This window comes from Microbulbifer hainanensis, assembly GCF_014904735.1.
GTDB lineage: Bacteria > Pseudomonadota > Gammaproteobacteria > Pseudomonadales > Cellvibrionaceae > Microbulbifer > Microbulbifer hainanensis.
Genome location: NZ_JACZCR010000018.1, coordinates 45405 through 69480, shown reverse-complemented (window position 1 = coordinate 69480; position 24076 = coordinate 45405). Strand labels below are relative to the sequence as shown.

Sequence of the window (24076 nt, the reverse complement as noted above, 5' to 3'; positions counted from 1 at the left end):
GGCTTACTTGTACTGCTTTGGAAGGTCAGCTTCGCACATACCCAGTGTGGCGCCGTTGCGTAACTGTGTAGTAACGCCGACAGGATATCCCACCTTCAGAGTCTTATCTTTGTTGCATACAAAGAGCTGATCCAGGGTGAGCCTGAAGGAACCGAAGTAGCCCTCGAGTGCGGTCCAGCCGACGATGTGTTTACCGTTCGATGAAATCTTGGTTGCGGTCGAAACAACCTCGAGATCCGAAGCGTTCATCACACCCTGGCCCCTGAGGAAATCAGCCAGTCGGTATTCGCCGCCGAGGGTATCAGAGACAATCATTGCTCCGGCGCCGGAGGCTGTGCCCATTGCACCAACCAGTGTACCGTCATCGGCGATGTCATAGGGCCTGAACGGCTTTTCGCCCCAGCAGAACCAGTCCCACCACGGGCAGGCTTCCTTGATATCCAGCAACTTGAATTCGCCGGTCTGGGTGTTGTACAGGTACTGATTGGGTTCGAGTTGCGCGTTATAGGTGTCGATACCGGCAACCCAGGTACCATTCGTACTCACCGCCGTGGCCTGACCGACGTAGTCGATATCGGACGGAGCCGCATCCTTCAGATTGATTTCCTTGCCGTCTTTCCAGACGCGACCCTCCCACCAGCCGACGGAGTCAGATTCCCAGCCGACAGCGACACCAGTGTTGGACAGTGCGTTGACTCGCGAACTGTTGTCGTCCTTGTGGCTATCGAGGATAGTCCAGCCATCTTCATCGTTGTAGGTCACTGCAGAAACACGGTAGTTGCTGTACTCCGCAGCGTTATCGCAGTTCCACAGGAAGCCGCCCATGGTGCGACCGTCCGGTGAAATAGCGAAGTTGGAGTACATCTCCAGGATGCCGCCGCCCTGATCACAGCCAGTGTTACCGGCACTCGGTAGTACTTCGATACCGCGGCCTTCGGTGTAGCGAGCAGGCAGGTAGGAACTGTTTTGACTGACCCGCCCACTGATGACGGAGCCGTTGTCACTCATGGCAATGCCGCCCATCGGCAAGATGGTGTATTCCTCATTGCCTTCCTGATAGATCCAGCTCAGCGCGTCACCATAAGAGTTGGCAATAGTTCCTGCCGTTGTCTGTCCACTCTCGGTGATCTGGCTGCCGTTCGGGGCAGGCGAGGTGAACAGCTGTGGGGTGTTTTTCATTCCGTTCATCTGGATGTCGATATGCTCGACAACCTGACCGGCACCTGCCACGACGGGAACATAGTCACAGGCGTCATCCTGCACCGCGTCGTCGCTTTCGCCGCTACCGTTGTAGTACTCGGAGGGCCCGGGCATTCCGAACTGCGGTGTCGGAAAGCCGCCAGCAAAAATCTTTTCGACATGGATCACATACTGCGCGCCGGGGGTGAGGCCCTGCAGGATAAAGTCGCCGGTGCCCTGCATTGCCTCCGGATCGCCGTCATTCCAGTCACCGGTCATGGCGGTGATCGCATCGTGCCAGGGATCGTCGATATTGCGAGCGACAATATTCAGGCCAATGACACCTTCCTTGCTGAACGCGTAGGTGACACTTCCCTTGATGGTGCCCGTTTGCGAGGCAAAACTGTTGGCGGGGTAGAGCGAGGAAATCGCCGCGTAATCCTCTTTCGTTGTGGCGGTTGCCTGTTGATCTCCGGTTGCACCGCTGCTGGTCGGATTGGTGTTGATATAGGGATACATGACCGAGATATCAGACAGTGCCGGAGCAGAATCCTGCGGGAACGGCAAGCGGTAGTCGCCCCCAGTAAGTGGATGCGCCGAGCAGTCCCGGGGACCTGCGGTCAGTGCAGCATAATTACCGTACATGATGATGTGACCGTTGGTCTGTGTGTGCGCGAGGTTGAAAGAGTGACCCAGCTCGTGGGTAATCACCCCGTTTATCTGCCGCAGGTCGGTGTCATTGTAGTAAGTACTGGCGCCGCCGATGACCGCCCAGCCCTCGGTAATGATGCCGGTCTCTTCATCGGCCCATTCCGGTGAGGCGATACCGAGTACACCGGCGGGAGCACCCATCACGTCTCGCATGACCGAACCGGTCTCGTCAAACATCACGTGAATACCGCCATTGTTAACGGTGCCGATGATTTCGTGAATCACATTCCCTGTGCTATCGGTACTGAACTCTTCCGCTGCGCCGGTGATGTCGCCATCTTCTCCGCCGATGCCGATATCGGCAAAGCTACCGGCAACCTCGGCCTGGAAGGATGAGGTAGGCACGTTTGTCCAAGACGCCAATGCATCCTTGACGCGCGCGACGCCCTGCTCGTTGGTGAACTCGACGTAGAGATCTTCATAATGACCACACGCCCAGCCGCCGTCTTCATTACAGGTTTCGGGAGTACTCTTATAGAGTTTGACGGTGCCGGATGCGAAGTTACCGCCATCGGTGTAGACCTTGACCGGAGAGCTGACGTCCCAGCGGTAGGGTGTGCCCTTCTCGTAGTCAAATACATACAGGGGGCCGTAAGCCAGTGCGGAAGAAGTGCCCGCAAGCACACAGGCAGCCAGTGCTGATTTCAGGAATATCTTTTTATTATTGATCATCGGTCATCACTCCTTTTGCAATCCAGTTTTCCTGCACTGCTGTTCTTACCAGCGAGAGGAATGCTTCCGCCGCATAGGCACCACTGGGCTGGCTGACCAGGTCCTGGTGGGTCGGCTTTAGAGGACCATTGAATTTGATGCGCGCAAACAGCTCGTCGTTGTTAAGACCGTTGCTTATCTTGTCGCCCCGAATAACGAATTTGCCCTGGGTCAGGCCAACGGTTGTCTGGAAGCCGGTTTTTGACGCGGGCTTGTTCAGGAAGAGCATGACGTTCTCGCCAACGCTATAGGTCGGCCAGCCAGCCGGTGTGACCATCAGGTTGATACGACCATCGCCAGTGGGCTTGGGCTTTATGAGGCCGAATTGACGGAAACTATATGTCGAACCTTTATCCCCTTTGATGTTCTGGCCGATTTCAATGGTGATTTCGGTGTAGGGGAGTCCGTCTTGAAATCCGTCCTCTTTTTTCGACACCGTACCGACAATAATCGATTCGGTATGCCTCATCAGTTCGAGGAGATTTTGTTTTTTCATTTGGTTTGCATGCGCTTCACTGATACTCAACATCGTGATGACGATGGAGACAAGAAATGCGAAACCGCGAAACTGACAAAGTTTTGCGTTGGTCACAGAGACCTCCTGTTTAGGTTTCATTATTATTGAATGGACTCTTTATCCAGATCGGGTCATCCCTGAGTTTCCCAATTCGTGTGGTATTCCTTGGTTACGAAATGGTTTACCGGCAATAATGGGCGAACGCCGTTGTGTTACTCCGGTGGAGAGAGACTATGAAAGAAAGCCTTGATGCGCTGTGCAGTAAAGGACATGGCATTGATGAATTCGGCCATTTCCGCGCAGTTAAAAATAATAATGCTTCGTCTGTGAACCCCTCGCTGTTCGGTCTTGTATGGCGGGTGCTCGAAACCTATCAGGTTGATCCATGTGATCTAATCCAGCAATCGTTATACCGGCCCGGACGAGCCGAGCCGATACGCAGTTTCATCCCGGCCGATGAGTACTATGGCGTTATCGCAGGAGCGCTCCAGGTGATCGATGATGAGGCGGTGGGAATTCGCGCGGCTTCGGTCTTGCACCCCAGCCACCTCGACATCTTCGGTCATGCCTGGATGGCCGCTCCCACACTGCTTGCGGGCTTTCATATGACGCAGGACTGTCTCAGTGTGCTTAACAGTGATCTGTGCGTGCATCTATCGGCGGACTCGAATCGAGTCGGTCTGGTGTACCTGCGCCACTGCAATTCGCCGTTTCCAGGAATTGATGCGGACTGCGAAATTGGCGGGCTGGCGCGCTTCTGCCGTTTTCAATTCGGCGAGTCTTTTACGCCGCTATCGGTTTCGCTGCGTCGACCAGTGCCAAAGAATCGCGCCATCTGGGATGACTATTTTGGTGTTTCGGTTCAATTTGATGCTCCCGATAACTCTATGTTTGTGGGTCGGGAGTTTGCGGAGCGGCATTTGCCAACGGCGCACACGGAAATTTTTGAACGGCATCACGCGACGCTTGCCCAGGCCAGAGCGGAGCTGGAAGACTCGGATATTGTTGCGCGAGTACGGGCGGAAATTCAGCGGCAGTTACCCACGGGAGATGTGGCCCTGGAAAAGATCGCTGAAGTTGTCCAATTCCCAACGCGAACCTTACACCGCAAGCTGAGCCAGCAAGGAACTTCGTTTCGTCAACTGCTGAGGGAAGTCCGTATCAAACTTGCCAGGCAGTACATACGGGATGAGCGCTACAACGTTACGGAAATTGCTTTTATGCTCGGCTATTGCGATGCGGGGGCATTCACCCGGGCATTTCGTGAATGGTTCGGCGATGCGCCGACAGCGTACCGGACGCGGGTAACCTGATCGATCGCGACCGCCCTGGCTGTTGCTTAAAAGTTTGCGAATGGGCAGAAAAAAGGGCGATCAATTGATCGCCCTTTTCACAGTTATTTTTTATTTTTCATTGCCGCCATCAGCAGGTCACCCATACTGCCCTGGCTCTTGCCACCGCCTTGTTGCTGACGGCTGCGGTTATTGTGCCTCTGGGCCTGGCGGCTCTCGCGGTGATCGCCCTTTTTGACGCCGCCGCTGCCCTGCTCGCCCGGCTCATCGGACAGGCGCATGGACAGGCCGATACGCTTGCGCGCTACATCCACTTCCATGACTTTCACCTTGACGATATCGCCGGCCTTGATCACTTCGTGCGGATCCTTGACGAATTTTTCCGATAGCGCTGAGATATGTACCAGGCCGTCCTGGTGCACGCCGATATCGACGAAGGCACCGAAGTTGGTGACGTTGGTGGCGGTACCCTCGAGCACCATGCCCGGGCGCAGGTCTTTGATTTCTTCCACGCCCTCTTCGAACTGGGCGGTGCGGAATTCCGGGCGCGGGTCGCGGCCGGGCTTTTCCAGTTCGGCAATGATGTCGATCACCGTCGGCACACCGAACTTGTCGTCGGTGTAGTCCGCCGGATTCAGCTTGCGCAGGAAAGCGGAGTCGCCGACCAGGCTGTTGATCTCGCGGCCGTTCTTTTCGGCGATCCGCTTCACCACCACGTAGGCTTCCGGGTGCACACCGGATTTATCCAGCGGGTTTTCGCCGTCGGTGATGCGCAGGAAGCCGGCGGCCTGTTCGAACGCCTTGGGACCGAGGCGTGAGACGTCTTTCAGCTGTTCACGATTTTTGAAGGCGCCGTGCTGGTCGCGATAGCTGACGATATTGGCGGCGATGGACGCGCTCAGGCCGGATACACGCGACAGCAGCGGTGCGGAGGCGGAGTTCAGCTCGGCGCCAACGCCGTTCACACAGTCTTCCACCACCGCGTCGAGGGAGCGCGCCAGCTGGGTCTGGGATACGTCGTGCTGGTACTGGCCGACACCGATGGATTTCGGGTCGATCTTCACCAGTTCGGCGAGCGGATCCTGCAGGCGGCGCGCAATGGAGATGGCGCCGCGGATGGTCACGTCCAGGTCGGGGAATTCCCGCGCGGCAAATTCAGACGCCGAGTACACCGATGCGCCGGCCTCGTTGACCATGACTTTCTGCGCGGACAGCTTGTACTGCTTGATGGTGTCGCCGACAAACTTATCGGTCTCGCGGCTGCCGGTGCCATTGCCGATGGCGATCAGGCCGACATTGTGTTTTTCACACAGGGCGGCGATCACTGCGGCCGCCTCGCGGGCGCGGTTTTGCGGCGGGGTGGGGAAGATGGCAGTGTGGTCGAGGATTTTGCCGGTGGCGTCGACGACGGCCACTTTCACCCCGGTGCGCAGGCCCGGGTCCAGGCCGATGGTGGCCTTCTGGCCGGCGGGTGCCGCCAGCAGCAGGTCTTTCAGGTTGCGGGAGAAGACCTTGATCGCCTCCTCTTCCGCCTTCTCGCGCAGTTCGCCGAGCAGGTCGGTTTCCAGCGTGGTCAGCAGCTTGATGCGCCAAGTCCAGCGCACCACTTCGCCCAGCCACTTGTCGGCGGCGCGGCCCTGGTCGCTGATGTCGAACTGTTTTGCGATCATCGTCTCGCAGGGGTGGCCGGCGGTCGCCGGGCGCTCGTCATCGCCCTCCAGGCCAATGCTGATCGCCAGGATGCCCTCGTTGCGGCCGCGGAAGATCGCCAGTGCGCGGTGGCTCGGCACCTTGGCCCAGCTCTCCGAGTATTCGAAATAGTCGCGGAACTTGGCGCCTTCCTCTTCCTTGCCATCCAGCAGCTTGGATTTGACCAGGCCGTCGCGCTTGAGGAAGTCGCGCAGTTTGCCCAGCAGCTCGGCATCTTCGGCGAAGCGTTCCATCAGGATGAACTTGGCTCCGTCGAGGGCGGCCTTGATGTCCTTGACGTGCAGGGAGGCATCTTCGTTGTCAGTGTTGAGGTATTGCTGCGCCTCTTCCTCCGGATTCAGGGCCGGATCGTTGAACAGCGCATCGGCGAGGGGTTCGAGGCCGGCCTCGATGGCGATCTGGCCCTTGGTGCGGCGCTTGGGTTTGTACGGCAGGTAGAGGTCTTCGAGGCGGTTCTTGGTGTCGGCGGCGTTGATCTGCTCGGCCAGTTCCGGCGTAAGTTTACCCTGCTCATCGATGCTCTTGAGGATGGTGGCGCGGCGCTCCTCCATCTCGCGCAGGTAGCGCAGGCGGTCTTCGAGGTTACGCAGCTGGGTGTCGTCCAGGCCGCCGGTCACTTCTTTCCGGTAGCGGGAGATAAACGGCACTGTGGCGCCTTCGTCCAGCAGCGCCACCGCGGCGGCCACCTGTTGCGAGCGTACGTTGAGTTCTTCGGCGATTCGAACGTTGATATCCAGCATCTTATTTTCTACATCCGTTCAGCGGGCTACATCTTCTGCGGGCGCGGTTCGGGAACCGGCCGGCGGGATCAATTCGGTGGAGCATTATGCGCGAGCCGGGCGCGCCGAGAAAGGTTTGACAGGCGTTTGCGGCAAAGTGCATCCAATTGCGACGGTCTGCATCCCAAACGCCTCCATTCGTCGTCGAACTTCAGTAGAATGCACAGCTAGTTATTTTTTAACCAATGGAAGTAATTGTGAATCTGTCCAATAAAAACAAGCTTCTGGTGATTGTTGTTGTCTCTGGGGTGGCTTTGGCGACTGCGCTTTACCTGTTCAGGCCCAAACCCGAGGAAAAAGTTGCCGCGGCGACCGTGCCGCCGGTGGCCGATGTGGTCTATGCGACCCCGGGACGTCACACCCTGCTGGTACCGAGTCAGGGTACGGTACACGCCCGCCACGAGATCGAGCTGGTGGCTCGGGTCGGCGGCGTGATCCAGAGCGTCAATGACGCCTTCGTGGCCGGTGGTTTCTTCAAGGATGGCGACGCGCTGGTGCAGATTGAGCCGGCGGATTACCGCTATCAGCTGACGCGCGCCGAGTCACAGCTGGCCAATGCAAAATCCGCCCTGGCCCAGGAGCAGGGCCGCTCCAAGCAGGCCAAGCGCGAGTGGCGCGACCTGGGCAGCGAATCCGCCAATGCGCTGTTCCTGCGCAAGCCGCAGCTGCAGGCCGCCGAAGCCGCGGTGGATGCCGCGCGCGCCGACCGCGACCAGGCCAAGCTGAACCTGGCGCGCACACAGGTCAAAGCGCCGTTTGCCGGTCGCGTGGTGGAAGCCTTTACCGATCTGGGACAGTACGTCACACCGGGCACCAAGCTGGCCACGGTGCACAGCACCGGTGTTGCGGAAGTGCGCCTGCCGCTGACCGATCACCAGCTCTACCTGCTGAACCTGCCGCTCGGCAAGTCGATCGAGAACGGGCCCTCCGTGCGCCTGCGCGCACAGGTGGCGGGCCAGCAACGCGAGTGGCGCGGCCAGCTGGTACGCACCGAGGCCAGCGTAGATCCCAACAGCCGTTTCGTTTACGCCGTGGCCCAGGTGCAGCACCCCTATGAAGGCGATGCACCGCTGATCAACGGCCTGTTCGTCGAGGCGGATATTGCCGGCAAGACATTTGACGATATCTCCCGCCTGCCGCGCCAGGCGCTACACGAGGGTAACCAGTTGCTGGTACTGGATGCAGAGAACAAGCTGCATTACCGCAAAGTCCAGCTGCTGCAGACCGCCGGCGATGAAGCCTGGGTGCGCGGCGACCTCACCACCGGCGAACGCGTGATCGTGTCCAGCCTGGGCTATTCCCGCGAGGGCATGGTGCTGACCCCGAATCCCCTGAACGAAAAGCCGTCGGGGCTGATGCTGGGCGATGAAGGCGATGCCGCCGAAGGCGAAAAGGCTGCCAGCGCGGCCGCCACTACCGACAGCAGTGCCAGCGCCTCGGCGCAGGGAGAGGGCTGATCATGCAGGGCATCATTCAGTGGTTTGCGCGTAACAGCAAAGCCGCCAACCTGCTGATGATCATGATCATCATCGGCGGCATCTTCGGCATCAAGCATATCGGCCGCGAAGTATTCCCGACCATCAACCCGGGCGTCGTGCAGGTGAGTATCACCTATCGCGGTGCCGGCCCGGCGGAAGTCGAGCAGCAGGTCACCCAGCGGGTGGAGCAGGCGATTTCCGAGGTGAAGGGCATCAAGGAGGTCAACTCCTGGTCGGCGCGCGGTCGCAGTACCGTCAACATCCAGGCCGTGGACGGTTATGATGAGCTGCGCCTGCTCAACGATATCAAGGTACAGGTGGACAGTATCAACACCTTCCCCGCCGATATCGAACGCCCGATCATCGCGCTGCAGGAGTGGGAGCAGCAGATGATGATGATCGCCATCGGCGGTCCCGTCTCGCCGCGGCAGCTCAAAGACACGGCACTGGACCTGCGCGACAAGCTCACGCTGCTGCCCGGTGTGCGCCGGGTGGACGTCTGGGGCGACCGCGCCGACGAAGTCTCTATCGAAGTGTCCGAAGTCGACCTGCGCCGCTACAACCTGAGCTTCGACGACGTGGCCAAGGCAGTGCGCGAATCGTCGCTGGACCTGCCTGCGGGTATGGTGCGCTCCGAGCGCGGCGATATCCAGGTGCAGACTCGCGGCCAGGCCTATACCGCCACGGATTTCGAGCGTATCCCGCTGGTCAGCCGCAAGGACGGTACCAAGTTGCTGGTCGGCGACGTGGCCAAGGTCACCGACGGCTTTGAAGAAGACGGTTCGATTATCCGCTTCAACGGCAAGCCGGCGATGAACCTGCGCGTGATGCAGGGCGAACCGCTGGATGTGGTGGACACAGCGGCGCGAATCAACGACTTCATGACCGAGGCGCGTAAACAGCTGCCACCGGGCATGGAGTTCGAGATCTGGTTCGATTTCTCCAAGGCCTATGAGGGCCGCATGAACCTGCTCACCAACAACGCCCTGGGCGGTCTGTTGCTGGTGTTCATCTTGTTGATGCTGTTCCTGCGCCCGGCGCTGGCAGTGTGGGTGACCGTGGGGATCGCCACTGCGTTCCTCGGCGCCTTCTGGCTGCTGCCCACCACCGGGGTGACGCTGAACATGCTGTCGCTGTTCGCCTTCCTGTTGATCCTCGGGATCGTGGTGGATGACGCGATCATTGTCGGCGAGGCGGTGCACGCCGCGCACGACCGCGGTATCACCGGCCTCGCCGCCGCTGAGGAGGGGGTGAAGCAGGTCTCCGCGCCGGTGATCTTCGCCGTGGTCTCCACCATGGTGTTCTTTATCCCGATGCTGTTCCTGCCGGGCTACACATCGCAGATGATGATGCCACTGCCGGTGGTTGTGCTGCTGGCCCTGGGCTTCTCCCTGATCGAGTCGCTGCTGATTCTGCCGGCCCACCTGGTCAAGATGAAACCGGAGCAGCCGGCGAAATCCGGCCTGGGACTGAAGCTGCAGAAGCTGCGCGCCAAGTTTGCCGGCGGCATGCACCTCGCCAGCGAAAAGTACTACCTGCCGCTGCTGGAAAAATCCCTGGCCAATAGCCGCGCCACCATCATGATGTTCGTGATGGCGCTGGTGGCTGCTGTGGTGCTGTTCAAGGGCGGCTACATCGGCACGGCCTTCTCACCGAAGGTGCCTTCCGACCTGCTGCAGTTGGATACCACCATGGCCCCGGGCGAATCCTTCCAGGAGTCCAAGCGGGTCATGGAGCAGTTCGAGCACGCCGGCGAGAAGCTGGCGGCGGACAAGGAACTGCTGGCAGAAAACGGCGGCCAGCCGTTCGTCAAGAACACCATGGTGTTCCTGTGGCGCGGCAATATTCACGTGCTGCTGCAGCTGACGGATGGCGAAGAGCGCGATGTCACCTCGGAGACCCTGGCCCACCGCTGGCGCGACTATATCGGCGAGCTGCCGGCCAGTGTGGAAGAGATGGATATCCAGCACACCATCAACGACGGCGGCAACGGTATGTCGCTGAACCTGAGTACTGCCTCCGGCGATATGGACGAGCTGCGCCGTGCCGCCGACAAGGTGAAGGATGCGTTGGATAAATACGCCGGCGTCTACGACGTGCGCGACAATCTGGTCAGCGCCCGCCGCGACATCGAGATCCAGCTGAAGCCGCAGGCGAACAACTTCGGTATCGGCCTCGCCGACGTGGCGCGCCAGGTGCGCCAGGGCTTCTACGGTGAAGAGGTGCAGCGTATTCCCCGTGGCCGCGAGGATGTACGCGTGATGGTGCGCTATCCGAAAGATGAGCGCTCCAACGAAGACCAGATCGACCGCATGCGAATCCGCACCGGTCAGGGCGAGATTCCGTTCAGCGCGGTGGCCGACGCGGTCTACGTGCCGGGCTACACCACCATCCGCCGCCACGACCGCGAGCGCACGGTACAGATCACCGCGGAACTGACGCCGGGCGCGGCCGATGCCCATGAAATCCTCAAGCAGCTGCGCGACAAAGACGTGCCCCAGTGGGAAAAGCAGTTCCAGGGCTTCTCGCTGAAAACCGCCGGTGAAATGCAGGAGGAAGAGGAGTTCAGTGGCTCCCTCGTCGCTTTCTTCGTGCTGTCACTGTTCGGCATATACGCGCTGCTGGCGATTGCCTTCCGCTCCTATTCGCAGCCGATCCTGATTCTCACCGCAGTGCCCTTCGGTTTCCTCGGTGCGATCCTGGGTCATCTGCTGATGGGTTACGACATCAGCATCATGTCCATGCTCGGCTTCCTCGCCGCGGCGGGCGTGGTGGTGAACGACAACCTGGTATTGATGGACCGCATCAACCAGTTGCGTTCCGAGGGTGTGGCGGTAATGGATGCAGTGGTGCAGGCGGGCCGCGACCGCTTCCGCCCGATCATCCTGACCTCGCTGACCACCTTCCTGGGGCTGGTGCCGATCATGTTCGAGCGCTCTATCCAGGCGCAGTTCCTGATCCCGATGGTCGTGAGTCTGGCGTTCGGCGTACTCTGCGCCACCGTGGTCACGCTGATCCTGGTGCCGAACCTGTACAAGATCGTCGAAATGCTGCGGGTCAAGATTCGCGGCAAGCGTGGCAGCGAGGGGGAATTGCCGGTTTCCCTTGAAAAGGCCTAAACTAGATCCCGCTCCGCTGAAAACGCCGACCTCGTGTCGGCGTTTTCATATCGATGTTTCCCACAGGAATTCGCACCCATGCGCATCCCGCGTATATTTTGTCCCGAGCCGTTGGCGGGCCGCGACACCGTTGAACTGGACGAGTCCGCCTCACGCCACCTGGTCAAGGTTTTGCGCCTCGCGCCCGGCCGCTCGCTAGTGCTGTTTGACGGCACTGGCGGCGAGTACAGCGCGGAGCTGCTCGAGACCGGCAAGCGCGCGCGGGCGCGGGTGCTCGAATATTTCCCCGAGGACCGGCAGTCGCCGCTGGCGCTGACACTGGCCATCGGTATTTCCCGCGGCGATCGTTTCGACTGGGTGGTGCAGAAGGCCACCGAGCTGGGAGTGGCGCGGATCCAGCCCCTGTTCACCGAGCGCTGCGAAGTGAAGCTGAGCGGCGAGCGACTGCAGAAAAAACTCGGACACTGGCGCCAGATCGCCACCAGCGCCTGTGAACAGTGCGCGCGCAACCGGGTGCCGGAAATTGCCGAACCGTGCAAGCTGGCGCAGTTTCTGCAGCGTCCGGCAGTGGCGGAAGAGGACAGCTTGAAACTGGTGCTGCACCACCGCACCGATATCCAGCTGCGCGAACTGGAGCAAGCGCGTGGCCGGCCGCAGTCGGCGCTGTTGCTGGTGGGCCCCGAAGGGGGGCTGTCGCAGGTGGAAATCGACGCGGCACTGGCGCAGTCGTTTGTGCCCCTGCGCCTGGGGCCGCGGGTGCTGCGCACCGAGACGGCGCCGGTGGTGGCGCTGTCGGTGTTACAGTTCCAGTGGGGCGATCTGTAATTTTCCGCGCGGCCGCCGGCTGCCCGCTTGCCCCTATTTGTGGACGGGCGGGATAATGGCGGGGATTCGCCGTACTCGGATAATCAAAACCACTTCAGGGAGAGTGAAATGGTCAGACTGATCCTATGGTTGTTGGGCCTTACCATCGTGGCGCTGTCCATCGCCATTATTGTCAAACCGGCGCTGGCGCGCTCGATCAGTGAGCGCATGAATGAAACCGGCTACGCCGTGGCGGCGTGGGGACGGGTGGTTGTGGGCCTTATCCTGCTGCTGATCGCCGACACCCGCACTGCCTGGAATATCTGGATCAACGCACTGGGTGTGCTGGTGGTGCTGGCCGGGGCCTATATGCTGTTTATCGGCTTCGAGCGCAGCAAGGAACTGGCGCTGAAAATCGCCGGCGGCAATGAAACCTTTCTGCGCATCAGCGGGGCAGTGGGTGTTTTGCTGGGCGTGCTACTGTTATCGGCCAGCTGAGGAAACTCCGCGCATATGTTTTCTACCGAACTGGTAATTTTCGATTGCGACGGCGTACTGGTGGACAGCGAAAGTATCGTCTGCCGCATTCTCGCCGAGGAAATGAACAAGCTCGGCATGACCACCACCGCTGAGGAATTGGACGAGCAGTTCAGCGGCCGCCCGGCACAGGATTGCCTGCTGGAAATCGAGACCCGCTACGGCGGTCCGCTGCCGGATCACTATTTCGGCAATACCGAGCGGCGCATTCGCGAGGCGTTTCACGAGGAATTGCAGCCGGTGGCCGGTATCGAGGATTTGCTCGACCACCTGCTGCAACTCAACCTGCCCAGCTGCGTGGCCTCGTCCGGCTCCCACGAGAAAATGCGCCTGACCCTGAACAAGACCGGGCTCTACGATTATTTCGACGGGCGTATTTTCAGTGTCGATGATGTGAGCCGCGGCAAGCCGTGGCCCGACCTGTTCCTGCATGCGGCGCAGACGATGGGGGTGGAACCGCAGCACTGCCTGGTGGTGGAGGATTCCATTGCCGGCGTCAAAGCGGCGGTGACCGCGGGGATGCCGGTGGTCGGCTACAGCGGCCACCCGGTGCGCGCACCGCAGTTGGAGAAAGTCGGTGCGCGGGTCGTGAGTGATCTGATGGCGGTCGTCAATTTCCTCTGAGCGAAACGCCCGCGCCGTTACCGCGACAGATTCACCATCACCGACGCGCTGCGCCGGCTGTCCTTGTCGTCGATGAAGGTGCGGCTGTAGCGCACGCGGTCGATGCCGCTGGCCAGCAGGTCCGCAACCAGTCCCGGTGGTAGTTCCACCACCTCACGCACTGTCATTGCCCCGCTGTTGTACAGCGGCTCCTCGATGCTGTAGATGACCCGGTCACCGACCGTAAACAGCCCGCTTACCGATCCCGCATTCACCTCGCCGATATCGCTGCTCAGTGTCCACACGACCATCATCCGCTGTGAATTCGGTGTCAGTGTCTGCTGGTCTGGGGATGCGCTGAGGGCGATGAGGCGGCCGCTGCCGCGCAGGTCGATGACGACCCGGTTGGACAGGGTGCCGGCGTCCCCGCTGAAGGTGCGCCGGTAGCCGAGGCGCCGCACGCCGGCGGCGTACCATTTGTGCGCCTGGGCGGCCGATAGTCTCAGCTGCTCGCTGACGGTGCCGCTGTCGGCGGTAATCCCCAGCGGCCTGTCGACCCGCGCCAGTACCTGATTGTTGCCCAGGTTGACGAATTCCCCGTGACTGGAGTTGGCGCCGCCGCGACTCGCCAGCCGCCAGGTGATCGAGCGGTTTACGGATGCGTCGGATTGCAGCCAGATAACGCCTGGATCTACCGAGACGATCTGCTGGGCAGTCGCGGCGGGGAGCAGGCACAGCACGGCAATCAGGCAAAGGGTAGGACGTGCCATCACCACCTCCTTGTCGAGGGGTTTGCAGTACCGCGAAGCATAAGGTCGCGTTATGGCCACAGGTAATACGGGGATGGCGAATCGCCGGAAGTCGTCGCGAACATAGTGCCCGCACTACAATGATTTTGACGCCAGAAAAGCGGGAGTCTGATCAATGGCCATTTTGAGCCGCATTCTCTGTGTGCTCTGTCTGTCGCTGCTCGTGCACGGCTGTTACGACCCTCACAAGAAGTACGCCCTGCATCCGCTGGAACGTGTTACCGGCGGTGAAGACGAAATGGCCGCGCGGCGCGCGGCGCCCTTCGCCGACGATCTGGTGCGCTATCTGCGCGGCCACCCGCGCAAGAGCGGCAGCGAATTTATTTTGCAGGTGGAGTTCGAGCCGGGGGGATTTGCGCCGCGGATGGATACCATTGGCGAAGTCGAAGCGCTGCTGGTGATTATGCGGGACTTCCCGCGCCTGCAGGTTGCCATCGAGGGACATACCGACAATGCCGGCGATGCGGGCAAGAACCTGAAGCTGTCCCAGTGGCGCGCGGACTGGGTGCGCAGTTTTCTGCTCGAGCGCGGCATTGACGCCGCGCGTGTGGAAGCCGAGGGCTTTGGTGACAGTCGCCCGATCGCCGACAACGCCACACCCGCCGGACAGCGGGAGAACCGCCGCCTGGTGGTGCGGGTGCTGAACTTCGACTCGCAGCCGGTAGAGGTTTCACTGCCCCGCCAACACTGACAGCTGCCGGATTTACCCGCTCAGCCCTTTTTCGCCAGGTACAGGAAGCACAGTGCCAGCGCGGCCAGACCCAACCACGGCGACAGGGCCATTTCGCTCAGATAGGGAACCTTGCCGGGTGTAGCTACCGCGAGTACGGCGACTAAGACCCCCATCAGTGCCTCGCCGGTAATCAGGCCGGACGCCAGTAGCAGTCCGTCGCCCTCCGTCTCTTCACTGCCGCGCCGTTTCTGCTGCCAGTGGGCCAGCAGGCCGCCGAGGAAAATCGGAATCGACAGGCCGAGCGGCAGATAGACGCCCACTGCCACGGCGAGCACCGGAAAGCGGAAATGGGCACTGCGGGCTTTCTGTATCTGGTCGAGCACGATCAGTAGCACAGCCAATCCGAACCCGACAAAGATGTAGACCCACTCGATACCCGCGCCGAAGATGCCGGTGGAGAGATCGCGCATCAGGCTCGCCTGTGGAGCGGACAGCGGTTGCGCTTCCGGGTTGAGCGGACTGACCCGGCCGATACCGTAGCCCTGGTCGAGAATCGACAACACCAGTGGAATGGCACCGGCCGCGGCGACTACCCCGATAATCTGGAATATCTGCTGGCGCCAGGGGGTGGCGCCGAGGAGATGGCCGCACTTCAGGTCCTGCATATTGTCACCGGCGATGGCCGCCGCCGAGCAGATCATGCCGGCCAGATACATCACCGCAATGGGGCCGAGCTTCGCGGCCATGCCCTCGTTGCCCATCAACTGCAGCAGAATCAGTGCCGATACGATGACCGTGGCGATGGTGACCCCGCTGATCGGGTTGTTGCTGGAGCCCACCAGGCCGGCCATGTAGCCGGCGACCGAGGCGAACACGAAACCCAGTATCAGCATCAGGCCGGACATGATCGCGGCAATCCACAGGCGCCCGGGGAAACCATCCAGCGCGAACAGGAAAATGAAGTACAGCGGAACTGCGGACAGCAACACCAGCAGGGCGACATAGGGAATCGGCATATCCTGTTCGGTGCGCAGTGCCACTTTGCCGGCTTTGGCCTGCCGGTGCGCGTGCAGTGACGCCTTGACGCCGTTCACCAGCGGTTTCGCCAGGGTGATCAGCGACCAGACGCCGCCGACCATCATTGCGCCCACACCGATGCGCCGGCACTGCTGCCAGGACGCACCGGCGAGGCTTTCCCAGTCCTGCGCAGTCCAGTCACCCATGCTGCCGCTGACACCGGCGATCTGCATCAGCTCGTCGCCGTTCACCAGCCAGTTGATCGGCACGCCGATCAGGGTGCCGATGGTTCCGCCGAGAAATACCAGCACCGCCACATTGAGGCCGACGATATAGCCCACACCGAGCAGTGCCGGGCTCAGGGTGATGTCGCCGGTAAACAGCCACTTGCCGCCGAGCCAGCTCTTGGTTGCGGCGACGCCGCCGGCCAGCAGGCCGACGCCGGATTCGAGCAGTTTGATCAGTCCGCTCAGCCCGGCGGCGGTCAACAGGAGACGCAGGCCGCGCTTGGTTTCCGCGCTGGGTCGGTACTCCGGGTGGTCCTTATCGGTTTCGATGCCTCCGGTTTTCAGTACCTGCGCCGTGGCCACACCTTCGGGAAAGGTCAGCTCCGCTTCCACGATCAGTGCGCGGCGCAATGGAATCGTAAAGGCCACACCGAGTACGCCGCCGAGGATACCGATCATCGTCATGGTGCCCCAGTGATAGCCCGCCCAGGCCCCCATCATCACCAGCGCCGGCAGCGTGAAGATGATGCCGGCCGCGAGGGATTCGCCGGCGGAAGCGGCAGTCTGCACCATGTTGTTTTCCAGAATGGAGGAGCGCCGGAACAGCCGCAGTATGCCCATGGACAGGGCGGCAGCGGGAATGGAGGCGGAGACGGTGAGGCCAACCAACAATCCGATATAGGCGTTGGCGGCGGCGAGTATCGCCGACAGCAGTGCGCCGAGAATCAGCGCTTTGATCGTCAGTTCGCTGATTTGGCGATCAGCCGGCACGAGAGGGTGGTCGGCCATGGGCTGCTCCCAGTTATTATTGGCTTACTTTCTTATAGCAGATCGGAAAGAGAGCGCTTTGAACTGGTGCAGACGTACTTTTTAAGGCGGAGTTGCAGCGAAAGAGAGAGCGGCCAGTGGCCGCTCGACAGGAACAGGGGCGGTTACTCTTCGTCGCCGAAACCCAGCGCGTTCAGAATTGCCGCGCTCGGGCCGATCTGGTTCATGGTGTAGAAATGCAGCCCGGGTGCGCCGCCCTCGAGCAGGGTGTCGCACAGGTCTGTAACCACTTCCAGGCCCAGCTTGCGAATGTCTTCCGGATCGCGGTAACTCTCCATCCGATGACGCAGCCAGCGCGGAATTTCCGCCCCGCAGTTGCGCGAGAAGCGCGCCAGGTTGGTGAAGTTGGTAATCGGCATAATGCCCGGATAAATCGGTGCGTCGATGCCGGCCTTTTCACACTGGTCGAGAAAATAGAAATAGGCATCCGGATTGTAAAAGTACTGGGTCAGCGCGCTGTTGGCGCCGGCCTCGAACTTGCCCTTCAGGTAGCGGATGTCGTCATCGTAGCTCTCGGCCTCCGGGTGGATTTCCGGATAGGCCGCCACCTCCAGATGGAACTGGTCGCCGGTGTGGCGGCGGATAAACGCCACTAGCTCGTTGGCGTAGACCAGCTGCGCCACCGCCCCCATACCCGATGGCATATCACCGCGCAGGGCGACGATACGGTCCACGCCCGCTTCCCGGTACTGGTTCAGCAGGCCCAGCACGGTTTCCTCGTTGTCGCCGCCGAAGGACAGGTGCGGTGCGATGGAGATACCGTCGCGACGCATGTCGGTGACGATATTGGCCGTGGTCTCGCGGGTGGTGCCGCCGGCGCCGTAGGTGACGGAAAAGAATTCCGGCTCGAAGGCCTGCAGCGCTTCGCGGGTCTTGTACAGTTTTTCACGGCCCTCGACGGTCTTGGGCGGAAAGAACTCGAAGCTGATTCTGGGGGTGTCGGTCATGGTGCTTTATTCCAGTCCCTGTGGCTGGATGCCGGCGCGTGCCGGATCCAGCCCTGGGTCGTTTAATACTTGTAGCTTTCCGGTTTGTAGGGGCCGTCTACGGAGACGCCGATATACTTGGCCTGGTCTTCGGTCATGCGCGTGATGACGCCGCCGAAACCCTGCACCATGTAGCGCGCGACTTCCTCGTCCAGCTGTTTCGGCAGCACCTTCACGTAGAGCGCAGAAACTTTCTGGTCCGCCGGCAGCTCGGCAAACTTTTCCTCGAACAGGTGGATCTGTGCGAGTACCTGGTTGGCGAAGGAGCCGTCCATGATGCGGCTGGGGTGGCCGGTGGCGTTGCCCAGGTTCACCAGGCGGCCCTCGGACAGCAGCAGCAGGTGGTCGTTGTTGGCGGCATTGCGCACGATCTTGTGTACCTGCGGCTTCACTTCCTGCCACTCCCAGTTCTTGCGCATATAGGCGGTGTCGATCTCGTTGTCGAAGTGGCCGATGTTGCACACCACGGCGCCGCTCTTCAGCGCGCTGAGCATGTGCGCATCGCACACGTTGGTGTTGCCGGTGGTGGTCACGATCAGGTCGGTGTTGCCGAGCAGATCGCGGTTGATACGGTCGGAAGTGCCGTCGTTGATGCCGTCTTTATACGGGGACACCAGTTCGAAGCCGTCCATGCAGGCCTGCATCGCGCAGATCGGGTCCACCTCGGATACCTTGACGATCATGCCCTCTTGACGCAGCGAAGCGGCGGAACCCTTGCCCACGTCACCGTAGCCGATTACCAGGGCTTTCTTGCCGGCCAGCAGGTGGTCGGTGGCGCGCTTGATGGCGTCGTTCAGGCTGTGGCGACAGCCGTACTTGTTGTCGTTCTTGCTCTTGGTGACCGCGTCGTTGACGTTGATCGCCGGCACTTTCAGTGTGCCCTCGCGCAGCATGTCCTGCAGGCGGTGCACGCCGGTGGTGGTTTCCTCGGAAATGCCGTGGCAGTTGTCGAGGATCTTCGCGTATTTGCGGTGCAGCAGTTCGGTCAGGTCGCCGCCGTCGTCGAGAATCATGTTCGGCTGCCAGCCGGCCACATCGTCGCCGACGGTGCGCTCAAGGCACCACTCGTACTCTTCCTCTGTCTCACCTTTCCAGGCAAAGACCGGAATACCACTGGCGGCGATGGCCGCAGCGGCGTGATCCTGGGTGGAGAAAATATTGCACGAGGACCAGCGGACCTGTGCGCCTAGGGCTACAAGCGTCTCGATCAGCACCGCGGTCTGGATGGTCATATGGATGCAGCCCATGATGCGCGCGCCGGCGAGCGGCTGCGCCGCGCGGTATTTCTCGCGCAGGGTCATCAGTGCCGGCATTTCGCCCTCGGCGATTTCAATTTCGCGGCGCCCCCAGCCTGCCAGGGAAATATCGGCAACTTTGAAGTCTTTGAATTCGGTGCTCATCTGGTTCATTTTCTACCTATTAATTTGTTCGTTCTGTGTTGGCCTTTTTTCCGGCCACTTTCTTGTTCGTCATGCCGGCTTGCGCCGGCATGACGAATGCGCGATTGGTCTGAATTAAATACCGGCGTGCGCGCGCAGCGCCTCGGCCTTGTCGGTTTTCTCCCACGGGAAGGCAGTAAAGGTTTCACTGCGCTGCTCGCCGTTGCTGTCGATCCACTCGTAGGTGTGCTCGAACGGCTCGCGGCCGAAGTGACCGTAGGCGGCGGTCAGCTGATACATCGGGTGCAGCAGGTCCAGCGCCTTGGAAATCGCGTAGGGGCGCAGATCGAAGTGCTCGCGCACCAGCTCGATCAGTTTCTCCTCGCTCACCTTGCCGGTACCGAAGGTGTTGATCGACACAGAGGTCGGTTCGGCCACGCCGATGGCGTAGGACACCTGGATTTCGCAGCGGTTGGCGAGACCGGCGGCGACGATGTTCTTCGCCACATAGCGTCCGGCGTAGGCCGCAGAGCGGTCCACCTTGGACGGATCCTTACCGGAGAAGGCTCCGCCGCCGTGGCGGGCGGAACCGCCGTAAGTGTCGACGATGATCTTGCGCCCGGTCAGGCCGCAGTCACCCACGGGGCCGCCGATCACGAATTTGCCGGTGGGGTTGATGTGGTACTTGGTGCCCGCATGCAGCCACTCTTCCGGCAGCACGTGATGCACGATCAGTTCCAGCACCGCCTCGCGCAAGTCTTCCTGGCTGACTTCCGGGTTGTGTTGTGTGGACAGCACCACGGCGTCGATGGCGCAGGGCTTGCCGCTCTCGTCGTAGCGGAAAGTGATCTGGCTCTTCGCGTCCGGGCGCAGCCACGGCAGCAGGCCGGATTTGCGCGCTTCCGCCTGGCGCTCTACCAGGCGGTGGGCGTAGTAAATCGGCGCCGGCATGAAGGTCGGGGTCTCGTCGGTGGCGTAACCGAACATCAGGCCCTGGTCGCCTGCGCCCTGGTCTTCCGGCTTGGCGCGGTCGACGCCCTGGGCGATGTCCATGGACTGTTTGCCGATCACGTTGATCACACCGCAGGTCTCGCCGTCGTAGCCGACGTCGGAAGAGGTGTAGCCGATATCGGTGATGACCTTGCGCACCAGGTCTTCCAGGTCGACCCAGGCCGACGTGGAGATCTCGCCGGCAATCACCGCGATGCCGGTCTTCACCAGTGTTTCGCAGGCGACCCGCGCCTGCTTGTCGCGCGCCAGCAGGGCATCCAGAACCGCATCGGAAATCTGGTCGGCGATCTTGTCCGGGTGTCCTTCGGACACGGACTCCGAGGTAAACAGTCTGTATTCACTCATGTGAAAGTCTCCTTGTTTTGCCTGCGGCAAAAATGAAAAGCTCAATCAATGTTTCTGCGGGCCCGGTAAGCGGGCTCCCGCGGTGTTTGTTCAGGGTTTGATGAATTCCCGAATCTGAATCTGGAAACCGTTGCGCAGCGCACTGTAGACACTGCGCCCGTTCTGCAGCCCGGCCTCTTCCGCCCAGCCCTGTAACTGTTCCGGCGCAAAGCCCAGCCACAGGTCGCCGCAGGCCTCGCGGGCCCAGTCCTGGCGGTGATCCTGCAGTTCCGCCACCAGCAGCTGGCCGCCGCCTTTCAGGGCCGCGTGCAGGTCGCGCAGTATCTGCGCCGGATCCGGCGTGTGGTGCAGCACCATGTTGACGACAATGCTGTCGGCACTCTGCGGCCGTGCTACTGCTTCGCGCGTGTCGCCACAGATAAATTCGATATTGCCCAGCTGCCGGTCATCGGCAAACTGCCGGGCCCGCTCGAGCATGGCGCGGGACAGATCCAGCGCGGTGACCCGCTCAAAGCGGCTGGCCAGTTCGGCGAGGAATTCGCCCTCTCCGGGGCCCACTTCCAGCGCCGCGCTGCCCGGTTTCAGCAGCTGGGCAACCTGCGGACCGTACACATCATAGCTGGCGATCAGCTCCTGCTGTTCGCGGAAGCGATTACCGTAATCGGCAAAAAAGCGCCGTGACGCCTCAGCCCGCTCTTTGGCGATCTCTTCCACCGCGGCGGCCCGCTCCGGGTTCAGCGGCAGCCGGTCGAGGCTGGCGAACAGCTGTTGCAGGCCATCGTTGTGGCTGCTGCGGCGGTAAAAGAGGTTGTTGCCCTCGCGGCGTTTGCTGACCAGTTCCGCCTGGGCCAGCACCTTGAGGTGGTGGCTGAGGGCCGGCTGGCGCAGTTCGAAGATGCGGCACAGCTCCAGCACGCTGTAGGAGTCCTGGCTCAGCAGGCGCAGAATCTCCAGGCGCAGCGGATCGCCGGCCGCCTTCAGGCGTGCGGCCAGCTGCGCAATGCTGTCGCCGCTAGCTGTATCGCTGGGTGCGGCGGACTCTGGAGAGGTCTGGGATTGAAGCATGGCGGGGAGTCTAGCAGCGGTTTTGAGCTATATCAAAATTTTTTGATATAGCTGCATTGAAAATTTTTGATGCAGATTGACCCGCCAGAGACTGCCGGTTCTGCAGGTTGCGAGGGCCTGTCAGTGCAAATGGGCCGAGGAGCCTTTGCGCATCCCGCCTGATTACGGGAAAATACGCCTCCTTTTTCGCTGGCTGCAGGCACATCCAATGTGGTTGCGGGCACAATTTCGCCGCCGTGGCCTATCTTCAGGGATGGTTCCGGCCCCAAATCGATTCCAGAGAGTTCGCCCTATGTCTTCCCGCAACCCGTCTCGCACCGAACTGGCCAATGCCATTCGCGCCCTGTCCATGGATGCCGTGCAGAAAGCCAACAGTGGCCACCCCGGCGCGCCCATGGGGATGGCGGACATCGCCGAAGTCCTGTGGAACGACTACCTGAAGCACAACCCGGCCAACCCGCACTGGGCGGACCGCGACCGCTTCGTGCTGTCCAACGGCCACGGTTCCATGCTGCTGTATTCGCTGCTGCACCTGAGCGGCTACGACCTGCCGATCGAAGAGCTGCAGAACTTCCGCCAGCTGCACTCCAAGACCCCGGGCCACCCGGAATACGGCTATGCGCCGGGTGTGGAAACCACCACTGGACCGCTGGGCCAGGGCATCACCAACGCCGTGGGCATGGCGCTGGCGGAGAAGGTGCTGGCGGCGCAGTTCAACCGTCCCGGTTACGAGCTGGTGGATCACCACACCTACACCTTCATGGGTGACGGCTGCCTGATGGAGGGCATCTCCCACGAGGCCTGCTCCCTGGCCGGCACCCTGGGCCTGGGCAAGCTGATCGCCTTCTACGACGACAACGGCATTTCCATCGATGGTGAAGTCGAGGGCTGGTTCACCGACGACACGCCCAAGCGCTTCGAAGCCTATGGCTGGCACGTGATCCCGGGTGTCGACGGCCACGATTCCGCCGCGATCAAGGCGGCGATCGAGGAAGCCCGCGCGGTCACCGACAAGCCCACCATCATCTGCTGCAAGACCGTGATCGGTTTCGGCTCGCCCAACAAGCAGGGCCGCGAGGAGTGTCACGGCGCCGCCCTGGGTGAGGACGAGGTGGCACTGGTACGCGAGACCATCAACTGGCCCTATGCCCCGTTCGAGATTCCGGAAGAGATCTACGCCGGCTGGAGCGCGCGCGGCAAAGGCGAGGCGCAGGAAGAGGAGTGGCAAGATATCTTCGCCGACTACCGCGAGGAGTTCCCGGAGCTGGCGGCGGAATTTGAGCGCCGTGCGAGCGGTGAACTGCCCGCGGACTTCCTGGTGAAGGCCGACGAGTACATCAAGCAGTGCCAGCAGGATGCCGAGAAAATTGCCTCGCGCAAGGCGAGCCAGAACACACTGAACGCCTTCGGCCCGCTGCTGCCGGAATTCCTCGGCGGCTCCGCCGACCTGGCCGGCTCCAACCTCACCATCTGGTCCGACTCCAAAGGCGTGACCGCGGACGATGCCTCCGGCAACTACGTCTACTACGGTGTGCGTGAATTCGGTATGAGCGCGATCATGAACGGTATCGCCCTGCACGGCGGTTTCGTTCCCTACGGCGCGACCTTCCTGATGTTCATGGAATACGCGCGCAACGCCGTGCGCATGGCCGCCCTGATGAAGCAGCGTGTGATCTTCGTCTACACCCACGACTCCATCGGCCTCGGCGAAGACGGCCCGACCCACCAGCCGGTGGAACAGCTGGCCGCCCTGCGCGCGACACCGAACCTGCACACCTGGCGCCCGTGCGATACCACCGAGTCCGCGGTGAGCTGGAAAATGGCCGTGGCGCGCAAGGATGGCCCCAGCGCGCTGATTTTCAGCCGCCAGGGCCTGGCGCCGCAGAAGCGCGACGAGACCAAGGTCAAACAGATCGAAAAAGGCGGTTACGTGCTGTCCGACTGCGATGGCGCGCCGGAAGCGATCATCATTGCCACTGGTTCCGAAGTGGAGCTGGCCATCGAGGCGCAGAAAAAGCTGTCCGGTAAAAAGATCCGCGTGGTTTCCATGCCCTGTGCCGAAGTGTTCATGGAGCAGGACGAGGCCTACCGCGAGTCGGTACTGCCCTCCGCCGTGCGCACCCGCGTCGCCGTGGAAGCCAGCCATCGGGACTACTGGTACAAGTTTGTCGGCTTCGACGGCGATATCGTCGGCATGAGCTCCTTCGGTGAATCCGCGCCCGGCGGTGTGCTGATGAAGGAGTTCGGCTTTACCGTCGACAACGTGGTCGAGACCGTGGAAAAACTGCTGAAGTAA

At 61.3% G+C, this 24076-nt stretch carries 17 protein-coding genes; 8 read left to right on the top strand and 9 right to left on the bottom strand.

Annotated features, from left to right (window positions below):
* Positions 1-3: 3 nt before the first annotated feature.
* Positions 4-2562, bottom strand: a complete 2559-nt coding sequence (locus IG168_RS05630; RefSeq protein WP_193162711.1) for a matrixin family metalloprotease — start codon at positions 2560-2562, stop codon at positions 4-6.
* Entirely contained in the window at positions 2552-3193 is a 642-nt protein-coding gene (locus IG168_RS05625) for a hypothetical protein (RefSeq protein WP_193162709.1), read from the bottom strand. The genes IG168_RS05630 and IG168_RS05625 overlap by 11 nt, the downstream gene beginning before the upstream one ends.
* Positions 3194-3351: 158 nt before the next feature.
* Between IG168_RS05625 and IG168_RS05620 the strand changes: the two genes are divergently transcribed.
* Positions 3352-4431 carry an AraC family transcriptional regulator gene (locus tag IG168_RS05620; RefSeq protein WP_193162707.1) on the top strand — a complete coding sequence of 360 codons (1080 nt, stop codon included), beginning with the start codon at positions 3352-3354 and terminating at the stop codon, positions 4429-4431.
* An 83-nt stretch (positions 4432-4514) separates the two neighbouring features.
* Here IG168_RS05620 and IG168_RS05615 read toward each other — a convergent pair whose 3' ends face one another.
* Complete coding sequence (locus tag IG168_RS05615) at positions 4515-6860, bottom strand: Tex family protein (RefSeq protein WP_193162705.1); 2346 nt, start codon at positions 6858-6860, stop codon at positions 4515-4517.
* Positions 6861-7096: 236 nt separating this feature from the next.
* Between IG168_RS05615 and IG168_RS05610 the strand changes: the two genes are divergently transcribed.
* The 5 genes from IG168_RS05610 to IG168_RS05590 all read left to right on the top strand — a co-directional run bounded on the left by IG168_RS05610 (position 7097) and on the right by IG168_RS05590 (position 13461).
* Complete coding sequence (locus IG168_RS05610) at positions 7097-8356, top strand: efflux RND transporter periplasmic adaptor subunit (RefSeq protein ID WP_319024667.1); 1260 nt, start codon at positions 7097-7099, stop codon at positions 8354-8356.
* A 2-nt stretch (positions 8357-8358) separates the two neighbouring features.
* Positions 8359-11496 carry an efflux RND transporter permease subunit gene (locus tag IG168_RS05605; RefSeq protein WP_193162703.1) on the top strand — a complete coding sequence of 1046 codons (3138 nt, stop codon included), beginning with the start codon at positions 8359-8361 and terminating at the stop codon, positions 11494-11496.
* Between the two features lie 78 nt (positions 11497-11574).
* Positions 11575-12321: a 16S rRNA (uracil(1498)-N(3))-methyltransferase gene (locus tag IG168_RS05600; protein ID WP_193162701.1), complete on the top strand. Its 747-nt coding sequence runs from the start codon at positions 11575-11577 to the stop codon at positions 12319-12321.
* Positions 12322-12429: 108 nt separating this feature from the next.
* Positions 12430-12798: a hypothetical protein gene (locus tag IG168_RS05595; RefSeq protein WP_193162699.1), complete on the top strand. Its 369-nt coding sequence runs from the start codon at positions 12430-12432 to the stop codon at positions 12796-12798.
* Between the two features lie 15 nt (positions 12799-12813).
* Positions 12814-13461: an HAD family hydrolase gene (locus IG168_RS05590; RefSeq protein WP_193162697.1), complete on the top strand. Its 648-nt coding sequence runs from the start codon at positions 12814-12816 to the stop codon at positions 13459-13461.
* A gap of 17 nt (positions 13462-13478) precedes the next feature.
* Here the strand turns inward: IG168_RS05590 and IG168_RS05585 are convergent, their stop codons facing one another.
* Positions 13479-14210 carry a hypothetical protein gene (locus IG168_RS05585; RefSeq protein ID WP_193162695.1) on the bottom strand — a complete coding sequence of 244 codons (732 nt, stop codon included), beginning with the start codon at positions 14208-14210 and terminating at the stop codon, positions 13479-13481.
* 154 nt (positions 14211-14364) lie between these two features.
* Between IG168_RS05585 and IG168_RS05580 the strand changes: the two genes are divergently transcribed.
* The gene (locus IG168_RS05580) at positions 14365-14940 is read left to right on the top strand and encodes an OmpA family protein (protein WP_193162693.1); all 576 of its coding nucleotides are present in this window, start codon (positions 14365-14367) and stop codon (positions 14938-14940) included.
* A 20-nt stretch (positions 14941-14960) separates the two neighbouring features.
* Here IG168_RS05580 and IG168_RS05575 read toward each other — a convergent pair whose 3' ends face one another.
* The 5 genes from IG168_RS05575 to IG168_RS05555 all read right to left on the bottom strand — a co-directional run bounded on the left by IG168_RS05575 (position 14961) and on the right by IG168_RS05555 (position 21780).
* Positions 14961-16955, bottom strand: a complete 1995-nt coding sequence (locus IG168_RS05575; protein WP_193162692.1) for an OPT family oligopeptide transporter — start codon at positions 16953-16955, stop codon at positions 14961-14963.
* 143 nt (positions 16956-17098) lie between these two features.
* Complete coding sequence (gene metF / locus IG168_RS05570; protein WP_193162689.1) at positions 17099-17941, bottom strand: methylenetetrahydrofolate reductase [NAD(P)H]; 843 nt, start codon at positions 17939-17941, stop codon at positions 17099-17101.
* 62 nt (positions 17942-18003) lie between these two features.
* Positions 18004-19380 (bottom strand): adenosylhomocysteinase, encoded by a 1377-nt coding sequence (gene ahcY / locus IG168_RS05565; protein WP_449843657.1) that lies wholly within the window; start codon positions 19378-19380, stop codon positions 18004-18006.
* A gap of 114 nt (positions 19381-19494) precedes the next feature.
* A complete protein-coding gene (gene metK / locus IG168_RS05560) occupies positions 19495-20715 on the bottom strand; it encodes a methionine adenosyltransferase (RefSeq protein ID WP_193162685.1) in 1221 nt (406 codons plus the stop codon).
* Between the two features lie 90 nt (positions 20716-20805).
* On the bottom strand, positions 20806-21780 hold the full coding sequence (locus IG168_RS05555; protein ID WP_193162683.1) for a metalloregulator ArsR/SmtB family transcription factor: 975 nt from the start codon (positions 21778-21780) through the stop codon (positions 20806-20808).
* 292 nt (positions 21781-22072) lie between these two features.
* Between IG168_RS05555 and tkt the strand changes: the two genes are divergently transcribed.
* Complete coding sequence (tkt, locus tag IG168_RS05550; protein WP_193162681.1) at positions 22073-24076, top strand: transketolase; 2004 nt, start codon at positions 22073-22075, stop codon at positions 24074-24076.